Annotated in this window: 13 protein-coding genes; 10 read left to right on the top strand and 3 right to left on the bottom strand. The window is 73.6% G+C overall.

Annotation, left to right across the window (positions count from 1 at the left end):
• Positions 1-1,174, bottom strand: a 1,174-nt coding sequence (locus EDJALFJO_RS21820) for a lytic transglycosylase domain-containing protein (RefSeq protein ID WP_088288390.1), incomplete at its 3' end; no start/stop codon positions are given.
• Positions 1,175-1,383: 209 nt separating this feature from the next.
• On the opposite strand from EDJALFJO_RS21820, the gene EDJALFJO_RS21815 reads away from it, so the two are divergent.
• The 7 genes from EDJALFJO_RS21815 to EDJALFJO_RS21785 all read left to right on the top strand — a co-directional run bounded on the left by EDJALFJO_RS21815 (position 1,384) and on the right by EDJALFJO_RS21785 (position 11,613).
• Entirely contained in the window at positions 1,384-1,815 is a 432-nt protein-coding gene (locus EDJALFJO_RS21815) for a hypothetical protein (protein WP_088288389.1), read from the top strand.
• 56 nt (positions 1,816-1,871) lie between these two features.
• Entirely contained in the window at positions 1,872-2,867 is a 996-nt protein-coding gene (gene pstC / locus EDJALFJO_RS21810; RefSeq protein WP_088288432.1) for a phosphate ABC transporter permease subunit PstC, read from the top strand.
• A 2-nt stretch (positions 2,868-2,869) separates the two neighbouring features.
• A complete protein-coding gene (pstA, locus tag EDJALFJO_RS21805) occupies positions 2,870-4,234 on the top strand; it encodes a phosphate ABC transporter permease PstA (RefSeq protein ID WP_198950529.1) in 1,365 nt (454 codons plus the stop codon).
• Between the two features lie 35 nt (positions 4,235-4,269).
• Complete coding sequence (pstS, locus tag EDJALFJO_RS21800; protein WP_088288388.1) at positions 4,270-5,628, top strand: phosphate ABC transporter substrate-binding protein PstS; 1,359 nt, start codon at positions 4,270-4,272, stop codon at positions 5,626-5,628.
• A 155-nt stretch (positions 5,629-5,783) separates the two neighbouring features.
• The gene (locus EDJALFJO_RS34495) at positions 5,784-8,444 is read left to right on the top strand and encodes a hypothetical protein (RefSeq protein WP_088288387.1); all 2,661 of its coding nucleotides are present in this window, start codon (positions 5,784-5,786) and stop codon (positions 8,442-8,444) included.
• Between the two features lie 209 nt (positions 8,445-8,653).
• Entirely contained in the window at positions 8,654-9,952 is a 1,299-nt protein-coding gene (locus tag EDJALFJO_RS21790; RefSeq protein WP_143448696.1) for a hypothetical protein, read from the top strand.
• A gap of 62 nt (positions 9,953-10,014) precedes the next feature.
• Positions 10,015-11,613 (top strand): Ig-like domain-containing protein, encoded by a 1,599-nt coding sequence (locus tag EDJALFJO_RS21785; RefSeq protein WP_088288385.1) that lies wholly within the window; start codon positions 10,015-10,017, stop codon positions 11,611-11,613.
• A 442-nt stretch (positions 11,614-12,055) separates the two neighbouring features.
• Here the strand turns inward: EDJALFJO_RS21785 and EDJALFJO_RS33660 are convergent, their stop codons facing one another.
• On the bottom strand, positions 12,056-12,412 hold the full coding sequence (locus EDJALFJO_RS33660) for a hypothetical protein (protein ID WP_143448695.1): 357 nt from the start codon (positions 12,410-12,412) through the stop codon (positions 12,056-12,058).
• Between the two features lie 153 nt (positions 12,413-12,565).
• Positions 12,566-12,814 carry a hypothetical protein gene (locus tag EDJALFJO_RS33655; protein WP_143448694.1) on the bottom strand — a complete coding sequence of 83 codons (249 nt, stop codon included), beginning with the start codon at positions 12,812-12,814 and terminating at the stop codon, positions 12,566-12,568.
• Positions 12,815-12,837: 23 nt separating this feature from the next.
• Between EDJALFJO_RS33655 and EDJALFJO_RS33650 the strand changes: the two genes are divergently transcribed.
• The 3 genes from EDJALFJO_RS33650 to EDJALFJO_RS21775 are packed head-to-tail and all read left to right on the top strand — an operon-like array spanning position 12,838 to position 16,846.
• Positions 12,838-13,731 carry a hypothetical protein gene (locus EDJALFJO_RS33650; protein WP_143448693.1) on the top strand — a complete coding sequence of 298 codons (894 nt, stop codon included), beginning with the start codon at positions 12,838-12,840 and terminating at the stop codon, positions 13,729-13,731.
• A complete protein-coding gene (locus EDJALFJO_RS33645) occupies positions 13,728-15,797 on the top strand; it encodes an Ig-like domain-containing protein (RefSeq protein ID WP_143448692.1) in 2,070 nt (689 codons plus the stop codon). Before EDJALFJO_RS33650 ends, EDJALFJO_RS33645 begins: the two co-directional genes overlap by 4 nt.
• The gene (locus EDJALFJO_RS21775) at positions 15,797-16,846 is read left to right on the top strand and encodes a sortase (protein WP_088288383.1); all 1,050 of its coding nucleotides are present in this window, start codon (positions 15,797-15,799) and stop codon (positions 16,844-16,846) included. Before EDJALFJO_RS33645 ends, EDJALFJO_RS21775 begins: the two co-directional genes overlap by 1 nt.
• Positions 16,847-16,872 lie beyond the last annotated feature (26 nt).

Raw genomic sequence — 16,872 nt, 5'->3', positions numbered from 1 at the left:
GCCCGCCCGGGTCCACGGCCGTCGTCGACGCTGCCGGGTCCGGGGTGGTGGTGACGGTCGGGGACGTCGTCCCCGACGTCGGGCTCGGCACCGGCCTGGTCGGTCGCTGGCCGGGCAGGGTCGAGGTCGGCAGCGGCGACGCGGAGACCGACCCGGACGGGGTCGGCCTCGGTGCCGGCGTCACGGGGGTCACCGGCGTGACCGGGCCCGGCGGGCGCTGCGGGCTCGCGGTCTCGCCCTTCGGCGGCTTCACACCGGCGGGAGGTGCCGGCACCGGGACGGCGCGCCCCGACGCGTACGTGTCGGCCAGACCGAGCACGAGCGCGGCGTAGCTCGCGGAGTGGTTGTAGCGCAGGACGGCGCTCCAGCGGTCCGCCCTCTTGGTGAGGTCCTTGTCGCCGGCGCACAGGTAGCGGGCCGTCCCGAGCGCCGCGTCGTCGACGTCCTGCGGGTCGGCGCGGCGGTCGCCGTCGCCGTCCGCGCCGAAGTGCTTCCACGTGCCGGGGAGGAACTGCATCGGGCCGACGGCGCGGTCGAACGCGCGGTCGCCGTCGTAGGCGCCGCCGTCGCTGTCCCGGATGACCGCCCATCCCGCGCGGGAGCCGTCGAGGCGCGGCCCGAGGATCGGCGGGACGACGCGGCCGCTCGCGGTGACGCCCGAGCCGGCGAACCTGCCGTGGTTGCTCTCGACCCGTCCGATGCCCGCGACGAGCGACCAGTGGATGTGGCAGCCGGGGTCCGTCCGGGCCATCATCTGCGCCGCCGCGACGTACGACTGCAGCACCCGGACCGGGATGCCGGACCGGCTCAGCCGGAACGTCGGCGTCACGTCCCCGACCGCCGGCACCGCCGGGACCGTCGCGACGTCGTCCGCCGCCCCGCCGCCCTGGGTGATCGTGAGGACCTGCAGGTCGCCGCCCGAGGGCAGAACGGGCGAGGTCGGGTCGAGCGGGACGACCTGGCCGCCCTGCCCCTCGGCCGTCGGCGCGGTGAGCGTGTCGAGCCACTCGGTGTCGCCGGCGTTGACCCCGACCGGCTCGTAGACGGCCGGGGAGGTCGCGGAGGCCACCCCCATGCTGCCGAGCAGCAGGAGGGTCGGTGAGCAGACGAGCGCCCCCCAGAGCGCAGGACGTCGGTAGCGGGCGGGCAGCGCGATCCGGAAGGTCGGTCCCATGCTCGTCACGGTAGGCAACCGCGGCCGGGGACGGCGGGGGGTGCGTGCGGGTCTGTCCTGACTCTGCGTCGGCCTTCATCCGGCCCACGTCCGGCGTTCAGCCACGGGGGGCAAGCCCGTTGCCGTCCTCCCACGACTCTTGCAACGCCAGATCAGCTGGCATCCGGGCCGGACCACCGGCCGTGGCGTGGCGGCGCAGGAGGACGGCGATGAGCGGACCCCGGTTCGTGCTGGTGTCGGGCGTCCTCGCCTCGGGCGCCCGCAGGACGTCCTGGCCCGACCGGTCGGGGCTGACCGGCGAGCCCGGCTCGGGAGGCCGCTGGGTCGCCTGGCGGCTGCTCGGCCGGAACAACCACGAGCTCGGCCGCAGCGCCGTCGTGTTCCCGACCGCCGAGCACGTGGTCGACGACGTCACCTCCGTCCGCGCCGGTGCGGACGACCTCACGGTCGCGGTGCTCGCGGACGGCGTGCAGGCCGAGTGGCGCTGGCGGCTCCTGCTCGACGGCCGGGTCGTCGCGGTCTCGTCGCGCAGCTACCTGCGCCAGCGCGAGTGCCATTACAGCGCCTCGATGTTCCGGCAGGCGCTGCCCGCGTCCACCGTCCCCGTGGTCGTCACGGGGCCTGCGGAGCTCACCCGGTGACGACCTCCCCCGCCCCGCCGGCCGGCCCGTCCGTGCCGGCCACCACACGGCCCCCGGTGCCCGACCCGGCGACGGACGAGCGCAGGGTCCGGCCCGCAGGCACCGCCGGCGCCGCCGACCGGGCCTTCGGCGCGGTCGCCCGGCTCAGCGGGACGGCGGTGCTCGTCATCACCGGGACGGTCGGGCTCTTCCTGGCCGTCCAGGCGGTGCCGGCGCTGCGCGAGGCCGGCTGGGGCTTCGTCACGACCCAGGCCTGGGACCCCGGGGCCGGCCCGTTCGGGATCGCGGCGATCCTCTTCGGCACGGTGATGATCGGCCTCGTCGCGATCGTCATCGCGATCCCCTTCTCGATCGCGACGGCCCTCTACATCTCCGAGTACGCGCCGGCCGGCCTGAAGCGCACGTTCATCAGCCTCGTCGACCTCATGGCGGCCGTGCCGAGCGTCGTCTACGGCCTGTGGGGCGTGTACTTCCTCCAGGAACGTGCCGTCGGCGTCGCCCAGTGGATGTCGGTGTACCTGGGCTGGATCCCGGTCTTCGAGGTCCCGGGCCGGGACCCCCGTGACCCGCTCGCGTCGCTGACGGACTTCAAGTCCTCGATCTTCATGGCCGGGATGGTCGTGGGGATGATGATCACCCCGATCATGACCTCGATCATGCGGGAAGCGTTCTCCCAGGCGCCGCAGGGCGAGCGCGAGGGCGCGTACGCCCTCGGGGCCACCCGCTGGGGGATGATCCGGGACGTCGTCCTGCCCTTCGGCCGGGGGGCGATGATCGGTGGCACGATGCTCGGCCTCGGCCGTGCGCTCGGCGAGACCATCACCGTGGCGATGATCATCTCCCCGGTGTTCCAGATCCAGTGGACGCTGCTCGCCAAGGGCGGGATCTCGGTCTCGTCCCTCATCGCGCTGCAGTACGGCGAGGCCGAGGGGCTGAGCCTGTCGGCCCTCTTCGCCGCCGGGCTCGCGCTGTTCCTCATGACCATGGCCGTGAACTTCGGCGCGTCCGTCATCGTCAACCGCAGCCGTTCCGGCGCCGCGAGCGAGGCGTGACCGTGTCCGTCGACGTGTCCCGTCCCGGTGTGCCGGCCCAGGGCCCGGCGCCCGCGACCGCCGCCCGCCGCACGACGGTCCGGCCGGCGTCGGCGCAGGCCGACCCCGCGCACGAGCCGCGGCGCACCCTGTCCTCGGTCCGGGTCAGCGACGTCCTGGCGCTCGTCGGCTCGGCGCTCGGCGGCGTCGCCCTCACCTGGACGATCTTCACCCAGCTCGCGCCGTTCTCCGGCCGGCTCGGTGCGGTCGTCGTCTGGTACGGCTGCTTCCTCGGGCTCTACGCGATCCTCGTCTCGTTCGACGAGAGCGGGCAGGCGGTCAAGGACCGGATCGCCGGTGCCGTCGTGCACAGCTTCGCGGCCGTGCTGCTCCTGGTGCTCGGGTTCGTCGTCTTCTACGTCGTCGTCCGTGGCGTGAAGGCCTTGGTGCACCTGAACTTCTTCACGCGGGACCTGTCCGTCACCGGGCCGCTCGAGCCGCTCACGAGCGGTGGCGTCGTGCACGGGATCGTCGGCACGATCATGGAGATCTCCATCGCGCTCGTCGTCGTCGTACCGCTGGGGCTCACGTGTGCGGTGTTTCTCACCGAGTTCCCCGGGCCGTACGCCCGTGTCGTCCGCACCGTCGTGGAGGCGATGACGGCGCTGCCGTCGGTCATCGCGGGCCTGTTCGTCTTCAGCCTGTACGTCCTCATCCTCGGCTTCCCGCGGTCCGGCTTCGCCGCCGCGCTGGCACTCGGCGTGATGATGCTGCCGATCATCGTGCGCGCCGCCGACGTCGTCCTCCGCCTCGTCCCGGGCTCGCTCAAGGAGGCGTCCCTCGCCCTCGGGGCCAGCCGGTGGCGGACGGTGTGGACGGTCACGCTGCCGACGGCGAGATCCGGCCTCGCGACCGCGGTCATCCTCGGGACGGCGCGCGGGATCGGCGAGACCTCGCCGGTGCTGCTCACCGCGGGCTTCGGGGCGAGCACCAACCTCGACCCCCGCGAGGGGCCGATGGTGTCCCTGCCGCTGCTGGCCTACGAGCTGCGGCGCATCCCCGAGGACGCGATGATCGCGCGCGCCTTCGGGGCCGGGACGACGCTCCTGCTGCTCGTGCTCGTGCTCTTCGTCGTCGCGCGGACGATCGGCGGCCGCGGCCCGGGCGTGCTGAGCCCGCGGCAGCAGCGCCGCGCAGCCAAGCGTTCGGCGGACGACGCCGCCCGGCTCGCCGCATTGGCGCACGCCCGCCGCCGGGCCGAGCAGGCCCCGGTCCTGCAGCCGTGGGAGCGGGACAGCCGCCTCGACCTCGCAGAGCACGACCTCGGACAGCACGGCGACGGACCGCACGACGACGGACCGCACGGATCGGACGACAAGACCCCATGAGCCGACCAGACCCCATGCGACACAAGGAGTTCTCCATGCACGCCAGACGCGTGAGCCGCGTCCTCGGCGCGGCGCTCGTCACCGGGTTGGCCCTGCTGGTGGCCACCGGCCCGGCGCAGGCCGCCACCTACGTCCCCATCTCCGGTGCCGGGTCGACCTGGTCCTCCAACGCGGTGACCCAGTGGGCAGCCAACGTCCGCCAGAGCGGCATGACGGTCAACTTCCAGGCGAACGGCTCGAGCGAGGGGCGCAAGCTCTTCCGGCAGGGCGTCACGGACTTCGGCGTCAGCGAGATCCCCTACAACCAGCAGGACAGCCGGGGCGGCTCCGACCCGGCACCGAACTTCGGCTACGCGTACATGCCGATCGTCGCCGGTGGGACCTCCTTCATGTACAACCTGAGGATCGGCGCGAAGCGGGTGGACAACCTGCGGCTGTCGGGCGAGACGATCGCCAAGATCTTCACCGGCGCCATCAGGACGTGGTCCGACCCCGTCATCAAGGCCGACAACCCCGGGCTCACGCTGCCGGCCCGCAAGATCATCCCGGTCGTCCGGTCAGACGGCTCCGGTACGAGCGCCCAGTTCACGCTGTGGATGAGCAAGCAGCACCCGGCGATCTGGGACGCCTACTGCCGCAAGGCCGGGCGCTCCACCCCGTGCGGCCTCACCTCGTACTACCCGCTCGTGCGCGGGCTCGGGTTCACCGCGCAGAACGGCTCGGTCGGTGTCGCCGGCTACGTCGCGTCGCCGACGGCGGAGGGTGCGATCACCTATGTCGAGTACTCCTACGCGCTCAATCAACGGTTCCCGGTCGCGAAGGTCCTCAACCGGGCGAACTACTACGTCCCGCCGACCCCGCAGGCGGTGGCGGTGGCCCTCACCGGGGCCCGGATCAACACCGACAAGACGTCGCCGCTCTACCTCACGCAGATCCTCGACGGGGTCTACAACAACTCGGACAAGCGCGCGTACCCGCTGTCCAGCTACAGCTACATGGTCCTGCCCACACAGAGCCAGGGCCGGTTCACCGCGCAGAAGGGCAAGACGCTCGGGGACTTCAGCTACTACTTCCTCTGCGAGGGGCAGCAGCTCGCGCCACGGTTGGGGTACTCGCCGCTGCCGATCAACCTCGTGCGGGCGGGGCTGGACCAGGTGAAGCGGATCCCCGGCGCGGACACCGCGAAGAAGGACATCGCGAGCTGCAACAACCCCACCTTCTCCAAGAACGGTGAGAACACCCTCGCCAAGACTGCGCCGCAGCCCTCGGCGTGCGATCGCAAGGGCAGCACCCAGTGCTCCGCGAACGGTGCCCCGGTGAAGGCCGGCAGCGGCTCCGGCAGCGGCGCGTACCCCAACCGTGGCGCGAGCTGCTGCCCCTCGCAGAGGAAGTAGTANGCCCTCGGGCGTGCGGCTCACCGGCCGCGTCCCATCCGGCGGGCGATGACCGGCGGACCCTCCCGCACCACGCTCATGGTGATCGCCGCCGGGCTGCTCCTCGGGGCCACGGTCGGTCCGCCGGTCATCGCCCGCCGGATGGGACGCGGCCGGTGAGCCGCACGCCCGAGGGCGCCGGGGAGCACGACCCGGCGCCGCTGGAGGGCGAGGTCGTCGACCGGGCACCGGTGGTGCGCGCGCCGGACGACGACGACTGGGTGCCGGCGCCGTACGTGCCCGTCCCGACGTCGTGGTCCCGGCACCGGCCGACCGTCCTGGCGGGAGCGGTGGGGATCGTCCTGGCGCTGTTCGTCTCCGCCGCGCTCCCCGGCCCGGTCGGGGTCGCCGTCCGCGGGGGCCTCGACCGGCTCCGGCTGGCGGCGTCCGGTGGTTCCCCGTCGACGTCCGCCGGCGGGACGACGGGCGCGCTCGCCGTCGGCACCGTGACGAGCAGCGCGATGACGCTGCGCGGGACCGGGCCCTTCGCGGACCTCGCGGTGTCCGTCAGCCAGACCAAGAACCTCGTCAACCAGAACATCGCCGTGTCGTGGCGGTGGGCCGGGGCGGACAAGCACCCGACACGCCTCGACGGCTCGACGATCCTCGCCAACTACATGCAGGTCATGCAGTGCTGGGGCGACACCGCTCCGGACCGGACCCGTTGTGTCTACGGCGGTTTCAGCAACACGAGCAGCTCCTTCACGAGCACGCGGTTCCTCTTCCCGCCGGCGCTCGGGGCCACCTCGCCGGGCCCGGTCGACCCGGCCGAGACCGTCGACCTCTCGTCGACGGACTACGTCAAGGACGGGCAGCGCGACTTCCGCGTGCCGTTCGCCGCGGTGAACGGCGACGTGCTGACGCACGAGGAGCTGGACCCGGACAAGAACCCGCTCTTCGGCGAGCTCACGACGAACGAGATCCTCCAGGCCAGGACCCGGCCCGACGGAACGGGCTTCGAGACGTTCGAGACCCTGACCTTCCGCGAGAACGACGGCCTCGGCTGCGCCGACGTCGTCACCTCCGGTGCCGCCAAGGGGCAGCCGCGCCGGTGCTGGCTCGTTGTCGTCCCGCGGGGGGAGACCGAGGTCGACGGGCGCAGCTACCTCGACATCCCCAACCGCCAGCTGCAGTCCTCCCCGCTGAGCCTGACGAACTGGAACCGCCGGATCGCCTTCCCGCTGGGCTTCCAGCCGGTCGGGCAGCCCTGCCCGCTGGGGGCGAAGCAGCAGCCCGTCGGCGGCGTCGAGACCTCGACGCAGGCGGTGCTGCGCTGGCAGCCGGCCCTGTGCGCGGGCGGAGGCACCGTCTTCAGCTACACCAAGCTGCCCGACGCCGTCGTCGAGAGCGGGCTCACGGGCTCCGACGCCGGGGCCAACGGGCTGGGCTTCCTCAACGAGCCCCTCACCGGCGAGGTGCCCTCGGACCGCACGCTGGTCTACGCGCCGGTCGCGGTGTCCGGTGTCGCGATCGTGGCGCTCGTCGAACGGCAGGTGGCCTCCGGTGCCCCGGCCGACGTCGCGGCGAGGGCGGGGGAGCGGATCGACGACCTGAAGCTCACCCCCCGCCTCGTCGCGAAGATGCTCACGCACTCCTACGTCAAGAACGTCAGCCTGCGCGCCGGGTACCTCGCCCGGAACCCGGTGACGATCGAGCGGGACCCGGAGTTCCTCGCCCTGAACCCCGAGTTCGCGACGCTGGCCAACTCCAGCATCGAGCTGCGGATCCCGACCGGCGTCTCGTACACGACCCAGCTCGTCTGGGAGTGGATCGAGGCGGACGAGGAGGCCCGCGACTTCGTCGCCGGTGTGCCCGACCCGTGGGGCATGCGCGTGAACCCGTTCTTCCAGGGGACCGACATCCCGCAGCAGAGCTTCCCCAAGGTGGACCCGTTCTGCGACCGGGACCCGAACCTGCCCGACCTCCCGCTGTGCGCGCTCGACCTGCACCCGTACGTCTCCGACTTCTTCGAGGGCGCGCAGGCCGTCGTCCGCGGTGTCAGCGGTGAGCGGACCCGCAACCTCGCGGCCGTCCCGCCGACGACGGCGTCGGTCCCCCGCCAGCGCTCCGGCGAGCGGAACCTGCTCGGCGTCACCGACACCGCGACGGCACAGCGGTTCCTGCTGCCCGCGGTCAAGCTGCGCAACCGTGCCGGGCAGTTCGTCGCCCCGACCTCCGCGACGATGCAGGCCGCCGTCGCCTCCTTCGCTCGGACGCCGTCCTCCGGTGTCACGCTGCCGGACCCGGAGGCCGCGACGCGGAACGCCTACCCGCTGACGGTCGTCACGTACGCGGTCGCCGCCCCGAACCAGTTCACCGCGGCGGCCGCGAAGCAGTACGCCGCGTTCGTCCGCTACGCGGCCGGCCCCGGACAGGTCCCCGGGAGCGCGCCCGGCACGCTGCCGGACGGGTACGCCCCGATGACCGCGGCGCAGCGGGCGGCGGCACGCGCGGCCGCCGACCGGATCCAGGCCCGGGTGGGCCCGAAGCAGGCCCGGCCCGAACCGGTCCCCGACGACGACACCCCCGCGCCGGAGCCGTCGGCGTCGGCGTCGGCGCCGGAACCGGCGCCCGCACCTGCCGTCCCGGCCCCGGCCCCCACCGCGACCGCGCTCGAGTCCCCGGTACCGGCGCTGACCCGGACCCCGCCCGACGCCCTCGTCAACGGCTGGGCGCGCTACGCGATGATCGTCGCCCTGCTCGTCGGCGCAGGCGGTCTCATGGTCGGACCACTGCTTCCGCGCATCGCCGAACGCCTGCGCCGGAGCCGGTCGTGACCGCGAACGCCGTAGCGACTGGGTGTGCGCCGTTAGACCTCCCGTCGCCCCTGCGTTCACCCGCCGTTGCCCCCGGCCGTGAGGCTCCGCGTGCCGGCAGATCCCTTGCCGGCGACCGGATCGACGGTCGCGCTCGCCCCGGGAGGTCGCGCGCGGACGACGAACCGGGACACACCGCTCAGTCCGTCCGTCCAGTGAGAGGACTCTCCGTGCGAATCTCCCGAAAGGCCGCGGGGGTGGCAGCCGCGGCAGCGATGCTCGCGACGCTGCCGCTCAGCTCGGCCCAGGCCGACACGAACACCACGAGCGCGACCGCGCTCGCGGCGATCGGTTCCGACACCGCCGACGACGTCTACGAGGCGCTCTCGCTCGTGCCGTCGCTCTCCGGCGACATCGCGAACTACAAGACCGTCCCGATCGGTCGCGACATCGACACGTCGGCGAACTACCCGGGGGCCGGCGGCCGCCCGGCGGCCGCGAACTGCGTCACGTCGGGCCCGCGCGGGTCCACGGAGGGCAAGAACGGCCTGCGCGCGTCCATGCAGGGCGAGGCCTACGTGCCGCTCGACCCGGTGGCCCCGGTCAACCCGGGCTCGACGAACTACACCGGCTGCGCCGGGATCGCCCGCTCCTCCAGCTCGAGCTTCCCCGCCGGTACCGCGGCCGGCTCGATGGCGCGCATCCCGTTCGCCGTCGACGCGCTCGCGCCGGCCGTCCTCAAGAACAGCACGGTCCCGAAGAAGCTCACGGCGACGTTCCTCAAGGACCTCTACACCCGCAACGGTGTCGCGGGCTCCGCCGCGTGCTTCAACATCGTCCCGCTCGTCCCGTCGTTCTCCGCGGGCACCCGGGCCTTCTGGGCCTCGGCGCTCGGCATCTCGGACTACGACTTCAGCGGCACCGGTGGCACGATCGGCACCCCGCCGGCGACCGGCACCACGTGGGGCAGCTGCGTGACCGGCGGCGCCGCCAACTCGACCGGTGTCGGCACCGGCGCGGGCAACGGCCTCCCCGGTGACCGCAAGGGCGGTGCGAACGGCACCCCGATCCAGGAGCACCAGGGCTCGTTCCTCGACGCCGGCAACCAGATCCTGCCCTACTCCGTCGCGCAGTGGACGGTCCAGGGCTCCGGCGTCGTCACCGACATCCGCGGTGGCGCCGTCCTCGCGTCCGTCGACTTCACGTCGCTGACCAACACGGTGTCCGACACCAACGTCCGGCACCCGTTCGCGCTCAACGGCCAGGGTTCGGCGGCCATCGGCTACCGCGGCCCGACGGCGAACTTCACCCGTCAGCTCTTCACGTTCGTCCCGCGCACGCTCGTCGACGCCACCTTCACGGCGCCGGCGCAGCAGGTCGCGTTCACGAACGTCCCGGCCGCCGACGTCGCCCGCTTCCAGCAGGCGTTCATCGGCTCCACGTCGGACGTCTGCACCTCGTCGGCGACGATCCTGCTCTACGGTCTCGCGCCCGACACCGCCTGCGGCACCGCGACGTTCGGCCCGTGACGCGCGCCCTGCCCCACCCGCGTCGCTCCTCATCCTCCACGACCGAGAAAGGTCACCCGCTCATGAAGCGCTCCACGTTCCGTGGTGCCGCCCTCGTGGTCACGGCCGCCACCCTCACCGCGCTCACCGCGGTCGGTGCGTCGCCCGCGTCCGCGGCCCCCAACGAGTACGCCCCGAGCATCGGTACCGCGACGGGCACCCTCACGACGACCGACACGGGCATCCCGGTCGCCGTCCGGACGTCGGCGCCGTGCCCGGCGGGCACGACGACCATCAACGGCTTCTTCGAGAGCACGGCCGCCGGGATCGCTCCCGGTGCCCTTGTCATCTCGGCGAACCAGACCGACGTCGGCAACCTCACGACGTCGGGCATCCCGCTCGACAACAACCTCAAGGGTCTCGCCCAGGCGGCGGGCAAGGTGCTCGTCAACGGTGTCTACGACGTCCAGATCGTCTGCTACCCGGACGCGTTCTCGGCCCCGACGGCGCAGTTCGACGCCTCCTTCACCGTCTCCGGCGGGGTCGGCACGGGCGCGGGTACCACCGCCGTCTGGGCCGTCGCCGCGGCGCCGTCCTCGACGACGGTGCTCTCGGTGAGCCCGGCCGGCCCGCAGGCGCTCGGCACGTCGGTGACCCTCTCCGCGACGGTCACGTCGTCGGCGGCGGTCTCCGGCACGGTCCAGTTCCGGTCGGGGACGACGGCGCTCGGCGCTCCGGTCGCCGTGACCGGCGGGGCGGCGTCGCTCACCACCACCGCCCTGCCGGCGGGCACGCTCTCGCTCACGGCGGAGTTCGTCCCGGCAGCGGGCGCGAACATCTCCGGCTCCACGTCCGCGGCGGTGCCGTTCACGATCACGGCCCCGGCGCAGGCGACGACGACGACCCTGTCGTCGAGCCCGGCGGCCCCGACGACGGCTGACGCCGTCACCCTGTCGGCGGCGGTCACGGTCGGCAGCGGCACCGTCAACAGCGGGACCGTCGTCTTCTCCGAGGGCGGCACGACCGTCGGCACGGCCGCCGTCACCAACGGCACCGCGTCGATCTCGCTCACCGGCCTGACCGCCGGCGGGCACACCTACACCGCGGTCTACCAGGGCAACGCGGCGTTCCTCACGTCGACGTCCGCCGCCGTCACGGTCACGGTCACGCAGTTCGCCGGCGTGAGCGCGACCGAGACCATCACCGCCACGGTCGGGGCCGGCGCCCTGACCATCACCGCCGGTGGTGCGGTCGACCTCGGGACGCTCGCCCTCAACTCGGGCAACACGCTCCTGGTCTCCACGCCGAAGGACCTCGCTCCGGTGACCGTCACGGACACCCGCGCGGGCCAGCTCGGCTGGACGGTCAACGGGTCGGTGACCGACTTCACCGGTCCGGGCACCGCGAAGATCAACGGCGAGAACCTCGGCTGGACGCCGCGGGTCATCTCGGCGGGCGCGGGCCAGACCGTGACCGCGGGCCCGGCCGTGGCTCCGGCCAACGGCGTCGCCCCTGGTGCCGCCGCGACCGGCGCCGGCATCAAGGCCTCCAAGGTCCTCGCGACCGCGGCCAACGGCGCGAGCATCGGCACCGCCCAGCTCACCGCCGCGCTCCTGCTCCAGGCGCCGACCAGCACCACGGCCGGCTCGTACAGCACGACGCTCACCCTGACCGCTCTCTGAGTCAGGCGCTCCACCGGTCCCCGCCGGGCCTCCTGGCCCGGCGGGGACCACCCTCGTCCCCCCGCCTCACCTGTTTCCGGAACCGGAGAACCGCCATGACGACGCTGCCGACGTCCCGCCCGACCGTCCGCCGCATCGCCTCAGCGGCCGTCGCCCTCGGTCTGCTCGGCGCCGCCGCCGGCAGCGCCCTGGCCGGTGCGGCTCCGGCGTCGGCCTCGCCGTCCGTCGCGGGTGTCACGGTCCCGCTCGCCCACGGTCCGCTGCTCGCGGCCGAGAACCGGCTGGGCGACGACGGCAAGCGCAGCTTCGGGGTGCAGCCGGCGTCCGCGAAGAAGCCGGACGCGCGCCCCAACCTCACGTACCGGGACGTCGCCCCCGGGCAGCGGTTCTTCGACCACGTCGCGTTCGTCAACGTGTCCGCGCTGCCGGTGACCCTCACGGTCTACCCCGCGGACGCGCTGAACACCCCGGAGGGTGCCTTCGACGCCCTCACCCGGGACAAGCGCTCGACCGACCTCGGGTCCTGGGTCAGGCTCCGGCGCAGCCAGGTCACCGTCCCCGCCCGTTCGGCGTACATCACGCCGATCGAGATCCGGGTCCCGAAGGGTGCCGAGCCCGGCGACCACGCCGCGGCCATCATCGCCTCGCTCCGGACCACGACCAAGGACGCCAAGGGCAACGTCGTCAACCGGGACAACCGGGTGGGCACCCGGGTGTACGTCCGGGTCAAGGGCGACCTGACGCCGAGGATCGAGCTGGCGAGGACGGACGTCGACTTCTCCGGCGGCCTGCCGTTCACCGGTGACGCCGAGGTGACCTACACGGTCCGCAACACCGGCAACGTACGCCTCGAGGGCACCCAGACCGTCCGGGTCGGTGGCCTGTTCGGCGTCGCGGACCGTTCCGTGGCGGTCCCCGACATGGCGGAGCTGCTGCCGGGCAACGAGCTCACCTACACGACGACCGTGAAGAAGGTCGTCCCCACCTTCTTCAACGAGGCGGAGGTCGTCGTCGACCCGGTGTCCGTCACCGGCAACGTCGACCCGGCGAGCGCCCAGGCCGTCGGGTCGGTGTCGTTCCTGGCCGTCTCCTGGGTCGCTGTGGTCCTGCTGCTCGTCCTCGGCGGGGTGCTCGTCGCCGTCTGGCTCCGGCGCCGCGGCCGGGCCTTCGGGCGGCACCGGTCCTTCGTCGGCGCCGGCACCCGACCTCTCCCGGGCCGGGGCGATGCCGCGGCTCGCCGACCGCCGTGGCGTCGTCCGCCGCCGTCCCGCACGTACGGCCGCCGCGCTCGCCCTGACGGTCACCGGTCTCGCCCTCGCCGGGCTCGGTACCGGCGCCGCCCCCGCGAGCGCCGCGGACGGCGGGCTGACGTTCGTGCCCGGCAAGGCCACCATCGGCACCCCGATCTACGCGGTGACGTCGGCCGGCTGCCCGAAGGAGGCGACGAACGTCGTCGGCTACATCTTCGGCCAGGGCTTCCCGAAGGCCGGCAAGATCGTCGTCCCCAACCAGGACGCCCCCGTCCGGCACGATGGCTCCTTCGGTGTCGCGCTGCAGGACAACCTGCGCAACTTCGCGAAGGAGGAGGGCATCAAGCGGCTCAGCGGCCCGTACCGGGTGGAGGTCCGCTGCTCGGACCAGTTCCTCACGAAGACCTCAGCGACCTTCAGCGGCACTGTCACGGTGACCGACGGGGAGAACTTCACCGCGCCGGTACCGAAGAAGCCCCCGGTGGCGGGAGTCCCGGACCTCATGCTCGCCCAGGTCTTCCCGGCCTACGCGGCCGCGGTCAAGGCGCAGGGGGACGCCCGCAACGCCGAGCTCGCGGCGGAGCAGGGCAGGGCGACGGCGTCGCCCGCTCCGAAGGCCCTGGAGACGCTCGCCGCACCCCAGAAGTCGGTGCAGGAGGCCGCCGCGCGCCGTCCCGCCACGGTCGGGTCGGCGTTCACGGTCCCCGTCCTCGTGCTCCTGGTCGTCGCGGCCCTGAGCGGCGCCGTCTGGCTGTGGACCCGTGGCGGGCAGCCAGACGCCGGCACCCGGACGCGCGGTGCCGCAGCGGTGACCTGGCCCGACGACGACCGGCCCAGGACCGGCGCCGGCCGGGCGGACCGGCGATGACCGTACGCACGGGTGCCACCGCGGCACGGACGCAGTGGCGCAGCTGGGCCGGCGGGGTGACCGCCGGCCTGCTCGTGCTCTCCGGGCTCGTCGCGAGCGCGCCGGCGGACGCGACGCCGAACGAGTACGCGCGCAGCATCGGCACCCTGACCGGGACGGTGACGACGACCGACACGGGGATCCCGGTCGCCGTCCGGACGTCGGCGCCGTGCCCTGCGGGGACCACGACGATCAACGGCTTCTTCGAGAGCGTCGACGCCGGGATCGCTCCCGGGGCGCTCGTCATCTCGGCGAACCAGACCGACGTCAACGCCATCACGACGAGCGGGATCCCGCTCGACAACAACCTCAAGGGGCTCGCCCAGACCGCCGGCAAGGTGCTCGTCAACGGCTCGTACGACGTCCAGCTCGTCTGCTACCCCGACGCGTTCTCCTCGCCGACGGCGCAGTTCGACGGGACCTTCACGGTGAGCGGCGGGGTCGGCACCGGGCCGGGACCGACCGCCACCTGGGTCGTCCCGGGTGCGACGGCCACGACGACCGCTCTCACGCTGAGCCCCCCGGACTCGGTCGCGGCCGGTGCGCCGTTGACCCTCAGCGCCTCGGTGACCCCTGCGGCCGCGGCCGGCAGCGTGCAGTTCGGCGAGGTCGTCGCCGGGCAGGGCACGGTGCCCGTCGGGGCGCCGGTCCCCCTCTCGGCAGGGGCGGCGGGCCTGACGACCACCACGCTGACCGCGGGGACGCACGACCTCGTCGCGACGTTCGTGCCGTCGGGGACGACGTTCCTCACGTCCGTCTCGCCGACGCGGTCGGTCACGGTGCTCACCGCCGGTCAGCAGGCGACGACGACGACGCTCGCCGTCAGCCCGTCCGGCACCGCGCCTCAGGGCAGCACCGTCACCCTCACCGCGACGATCGCGCCGGCGGCAGCGGGCGGGACCGTCACCTTCCTGGCGGACGGCGCCGCGATCGGCACCGGCGCAGTGGCCGCGGGGACGGCGACGTTCTCGACGGCGGCGCTGGACCCCGGGAGCCGCTCCCTGTCGGCGAGGTTCGTGCCCGCCGACGTGGCAGCCTTCGCCGGGTCCTCCTCCGCCGCTGTGCTGCTCACCGTGGCCCCGTCGACCGGGGGCGGTGGTGCGTTCGTCGACGACCTCACCGTGGACGGTGCCAACGGCTCCGCGAAGGACTCGCTCGGGATCATCCTCGCCGCGTCGACGCCCTGCCCGGGCGGGGACTCGGTCGTCGCGACCATGAAGGGTCCCGGTGCGTGGGCGGCGGGGCTCACCGTCCCGGTCGAAGGGGCGCTGACCACGGCCGGGTCGACCGTCTCCCTCAAGCGGGTCGACCTCGTGGCGCCGATCACGCCGGGGAAGTACTTCGTCTTCGTCACGTGCCAGGACAGCCTCACGCTGCAGTCGTCCGGGTTCTTCGTCGCCCGGCTGTGGTTCTACGACAGCGAGCACTGGCTCAGCCAGGACCCGGTGCTCGTCGGCATCCCCACGGTGAGCTCGATCGTCGTCAAGCCGCAGTTCCGTCAGGACGTCGGGCTGCCGGTCGTGCTCGAGGCGACGCTCGACCAGGTCACGGCGAAGGGGAAGGTGCGCTTCGACGCGGACAAGGACGGGACGGTCACGGCGCTCGGTGAGGCAGTGCTGAAGGCCGGCAGGGCCCAGGTGTCGGTCCCCGCGCTCGAGTTCGGCCTCTACTACGTCACTGCGACGTTCGTGCCGGACCCTGTGAACAGCCCGCCGTACAACACCTCCGTCTCCCCGGAGACCTTCTTCGTCATGGCGAAGGGGCTCCCGCCGGTCCCGCAGCGCGAGGCCGCGGTGACCGGGAAGGCCGCGGTCGGCTCGACGGTGACGTGCGCGGCCAGGTTCGCCGGGGCCGCGTCGCTCGGCTACCGGTGGGAGCGCAACCGGGTGCGGATCTCCGGCGCCACCCGGGCGACGTACCGGCCGGTCGCCGCCGACCGCGGGGCTGCGCTGCGCTGCCGTGCCACCGCCGCGAACCCCTCGGGAGCCGTCTACCGCGTGAGCCCGCCGGTCAGGGTGGCCCGCTGATGGCGCGGACGGTCGAGGGGACGGCGTCCGCCGTGGACGACACCCGGCCGCTGCCGCCCGTCATCACCGGTGCCGCAGGCCTGGAGGTCCGGCGGACGGACGACGTGTCGCTCGTGGGTGCGTCGCCGCCCGCGGCACCCGCCGGGTCCGGCCGGCCTGCGGCGTCGGCCCAGGACCGTCCGCTCTACGTCGTCTCGTCGGTCATGACGATCGTCAGCATCATGGCGCTGACGTTCATGGCGACGATCAGCGTCGTCGGCGGCGTCCGCCACGCCCGCGACCAGCAGACGGCGTTCGCCCTCCTGCGGGGGCAACTGGCCACGGGCACGGCGCCGGTCACCCAGACCGACGCCAAGGGACGGCTGCGTTCGCTCGGCACGCCGGTCGCCGTCCTCGACATCCCGCAGATCGGCCTGCGCGAGGTCGTGCTCGAGGGGACGACGTCCGGTGTGCTCCGCTCGGGGCCGGGGCACCGCCGCGACAGCGCCCTGCCCGGGCAGGAGGGCGTCAGCGTCCTCATGGGCCGGCAGGCCGCCTTCGGCGGGCCGTTCCACGAGATCAAGCGGCTGCGCAAGGGCCAGGTCTTCACGGTGACGACCGGCCAGGGGACGGCGACGTACCGCGTCATCGGGGTCCGGCGGGCGGGGGACCCGGCGCCGCCGCTCGTGCAGGCGGGCAAGGGCCGGATGATCCTCATGACCGCGGCGGGCGGTGACTGGGTCCCGCAGGGCACGCTGCGGGTGGACGCCGACCTCGTGAGCACGCAGAAGCCGGGCGAGCGGCCGGCACCGGCCGTCCACGACAGCGGACCGCGCCCCCTCACTGCCGCGTCCCTGCCGCTCCCGGAGCGCCCGCTGCAGGGCGAGCCAGGGGTGTGGGTGTGGGTGCTCCTGCTGACCCAGCTCCTCTTCGCCGCTTCCGTTGCGGTGACCTGGGCCCGCTTCCGGTGGGGCGCCCGGCAGGCCTGGACCGCGGGCGGCCCCCTGCTGCTCGCGATCGGCGTCGCGCTCAGCGCCCAGGTGGCCCGCCTCCTGCCGAACCTGATGTGAACCCGTTGCCCGAGAACGAGGAGACG

Source organism: Kineosporia sp. A_224, from assembly GCF_002198655.1.
In the GTDB taxonomy this organism is placed as follows: Bacteria; Actinomycetota; Actinomycetes; order Actinomycetales; family Kineosporiaceae; genus R-H-3.
Note: the sequence above shows the minus strand (reverse complement) of the source record. Positions and strands in the feature narration are given on the sequence as shown.

Coding starts and splice junctions, on each gene's coding strand:
- EDJALFJO_RS21815 (WP_088288389.1), top strand. CDS start 1,384: ATGAGCGGACCCCGGTTCGTGCTGGTGTCGGGCGTCCTCGCCTCGGGC.
- EDJALFJO_RS21775 (WP_088288383.1), top strand. CDS start 15,797: ATGGCGCGGACGGTCGAGGGGACGGCGTCCGCCGTGGACGACACCCGG.
- EDJALFJO_RS33645 (WP_143448692.1), top strand. CDS start 13,728: ATGACCGTACGCACGGGTGCCACCGCGGCACGGACGCAGTGGCGCAGC.
- EDJALFJO_RS33650 (WP_143448693.1), top strand. CDS start 12,838: ATGCCGCGGCTCGCCGACCGCCGTGGCGTCGTCCGCCGCCGTCCCGCA.
- EDJALFJO_RS21785 (WP_088288385.1), top strand. CDS start 10,015: ATGAAGCGCTCCACGTTCCGTGGTGCCGCCCTCGTGGTCACGGCCGCC.
- pstS (WP_088288388.1), top strand. CDS start 4,270: ATGCACGCCAGACGCGTGAGCCGCGTCCTCGGCGCGGCGCTCGTCACC.